General features: G+C 69.2%; 1 protein-coding gene. It reads right to left on the bottom strand.

Features of this window, described 5'->3' with window-relative positions; translation table 11 throughout:
• Positions 1-354, bottom strand: a 354-nt coding sequence (locus tag D9V41_RS18055) for a hypothetical protein (protein ID WP_166376116.1), incomplete at both ends; no start/stop codon positions are given.

Here is a 354-nt window from a genome sequence, read left to right on the forward strand (position 1 = left end):
GGTCGGTGTTCTCCGGCAGGTTGTTGAGGTCCAGGCCGAGGCTGCGGAACAGCTGCTCCAGGTCGAGGACCAGAGCACCGAGTTCCGCGTCGTACCGAAGCCCGCCCTGCGTGGGCTGCTCCAGCCCGTCGAGCAGTGTGCCGACACCCGTCACCCGCAGGCCGCCGATGTCGGGGACCTGGGCGCAGGACTCGGTATCGAGCTGCAGCAGGCCGAGCAGCGTCTCGCAGACTCCCGGACCGGTCAGGTCGATGGTCGACAGATCGACAGCGTCCGAACCGAGGCCCTCGGCGATCGCGCGGAGCGCGGGAACCTCGAGCACGATCTGCGAACCGGCGAGCGAGTAGCTGCGCT

The sequence above is a fragment of the Aeromicrobium phragmitis genome (genome assembly GCF_003674095.1).
GTDB classification, from domain to species: domain Bacteria; phylum Actinomycetota; class Actinomycetes; order Propionibacteriales; family Nocardioidaceae; genus Aeromicrobium; species Aeromicrobium phragmitis.